Below are 2,108 nucleotides of genomic sequence, written 5' to 3' on the forward strand. Positions count from 1 at the left end.
ACGGCGTCTATCCGACGCCGGAACGCTGGCGGGTCGACCTGACCTTCGCGCTCGGTGCGTTGCTGCTGCTGCCGCTCCTGATCCCGCGGGCGCCGGCCAAGACGCTGAATGCCGGATTGTTCTTCGTCGCCTTTCCGGTGCTGGCGTTCTTCCTGCTGTATGGCGGAGGCGTGCAGGGCTTCGGCGTGACCTGGAGTGCTGATCTTGCGAGCGGGCTCGCCGACAGCGTCACCCGTGCCGGCCGCAAGCTGGCCACTGGCGGGCCGATTGGAAGCGTGATCGGCCCGGTGCTGCTCGGCCTCGGCACGTTGCTGGTGTGGCTGAGCTGGCCGCTGGTGGCACTGCGCGAGTGGATTCAGGCGTCGTCGCAGCCAGTGTGGCTCGATCTTCTGCTCACGGCCATCGCCACCACCGCATTGGTGTTCGTGCTGACCGGTGTGCGCAATGGTTGGCGGGCGCTGGCGACCACGGTCGGAGCTTTCGTCGGCATCGCAGTGGTGATCGCGGCGCTGCGGCTCGATCGCGGCGGGCTGCCGATCGTCGACACCCGGATGTGGGGCGGCCTGCTGGTGACGCTGGTAGTGTCGGTGACCGGCATCGTCGCCTCGATGCCGGTCGGCATCGCGCTGGCGCTCGGGCGCCGCTCGACGATCCCGTTGATCCGGATCTTCTCGGTTGCCTTCATCGAGTTCTGGCGCGGCGTGCCGCTGATCACGGTGATGTTCTTCGCCACCTATATGCTGCCGCTGTTCCTGCCGGGCAATTTCACCATCGACAATCTGGTGCGCGTCCTGATCGGCATCGCGCTGTTCGCCGGCGCGTACAATGCCGAAGTCATTCGTGGCGGCCTGAATGCGATCCCGCGCGGGCAGGCGGAGGCGGCGAGCGCGCTCGGGCTGTCGTATTGGAAGACGACCGGGCTGATCGTGCTGCCCCAGGCGCTTCGCCACGTCATTCCGGGCCTCGTCAACAGCTTCATCGCGCTGTTCAAGGATACTTCGCTGGTGTCGATCGTCGCGCTGTTCGATCTTCTCGGCCAGCTTCGCGCCGCCTTTGCGGACCCCACCTGGTCGACCCCGACCACGCTGTTCACGGGCTTCGCCTTCACCGGGCTGATCTACTTCGTGTTCTGCTTCGGCATGTCGCGCTACTCGCTGTCGGTCGAACACCGCCTCAACGCCCACCGGCGGACCTGACGAAAGGATCGATTGATGGCTGACACCCCGATCGTCAGGATCGCTGGCCTGAACAAATGGTACGGCGAGTTTCACGTGCTGCGCGACATCAGTCTCGATGTCGCGCGCAGCGAGCGCATTGTGATCTGCGGGCCATCCGGCTCCGGCAAGTCGACGCTGATCCGCTGCATCAACGCGCTGGAGGAGTTCCAGGAAGGTCAGATCGTGGTCGACGGCATCGACCTCGGTCCGAGCCTGAAGCACGTCGACGACATTCGCCGCGAAGTAGGCATGGTGTTCCAGAGCTTCAACCTGTTTCCGCATCTCACGGTGCTGGAGAACTGCACGCTGGCGCCGATCTGGGTGCGCAACATCCCGAAGAAGGACGCCGAAGCCACCGCGATGAGATTCCTGGAGCGGGTGCGGATCCCCGACAAGGCCGACAAGTATCCGGGGCAGATTTCCGGAGGCCAGCAGCAGCGCGTGGCGATCGCGCGGGCGCTGTCGATGAACCCGAAAGTGATGCTGTTCGACGAGCCGACCTCGGCGCTCGATCCGGAGATGGTCAAGGAAGTGCTCGACACCATGGTCGACCTCGCCGAGGAGGGCATGACCATGCTGGTGGTGACCCACGAGATGGGCTTCGCCCGCGAGGTCGCCGACCGCGTCGTGTTCATGGACGCAGGCCAGATCATCGAGGCGAACCAGCCCGAAGAGTTCTTCGCCAATCCGCAGCACGCGCGGACGAAACTGTTCCTCAGCCAGATTCTGCGCTGAGTTCGGGCGAGCGAGTCCGAGGCCCTAGATGTGGAGCCTCAACAGGTTGTCCTCGGAGAGTCCGAGTCTGCTGATTGGCGGCTGTGATTTTATGCCGCCGTGAGGGCGGTGCCAATTGTATCGATGCAGCCAGATCGGCAGTTCCTCGGCCCTGCG

At 64.8% G+C, this 2,108-nt stretch carries 2 protein-coding genes and 1 pseudogene; 2 read left to right on the forward strand and 1 reads right to left on the reverse strand.

What is annotated here, in order from left to right:
• Together DU475_RS23695 and DU475_RS23700 are read left to right on the forward strand one after the other, a co-directional pair.
• Positions 1-1,196: amino acid ABC transporter permease (locus DU475_RS23695; protein ID WP_164633504.1), on the forward strand; the 1,196-nt coding region annotated here is incomplete at its 5' end.
• Positions 1,197-1,211: 15 nt separating this feature from the next.
• Positions 1,212-1,952, forward strand: coding sequence for an amino acid ABC transporter ATP-binding protein (locus DU475_RS23700; RefSeq protein WP_013502605.1), 741 nt, complete (start codon positions 1,212-1,214; stop codon positions 1,950-1,952).
• Positions 1,953-1,976: 24 nt separating this feature from the next.
• On the opposite strand, the pseudogene DU475_RS23705 reads toward DU475_RS23700, so the two are convergent.
• Positions 1,977-2,108 (reverse strand): annotated as a pseudogene (locus tag DU475_RS23705) (IS481 family transposase); the annotation flags it as partial.

The organism is Rhodopseudomonas sp. WA056 (assembly GCF_010906995.1).
In the GTDB taxonomy this organism is placed as follows: Bacteria; Pseudomonadota; Alphaproteobacteria; order Rhizobiales; family Xanthobacteraceae; genus Rhodopseudomonas; species Rhodopseudomonas palustris_G.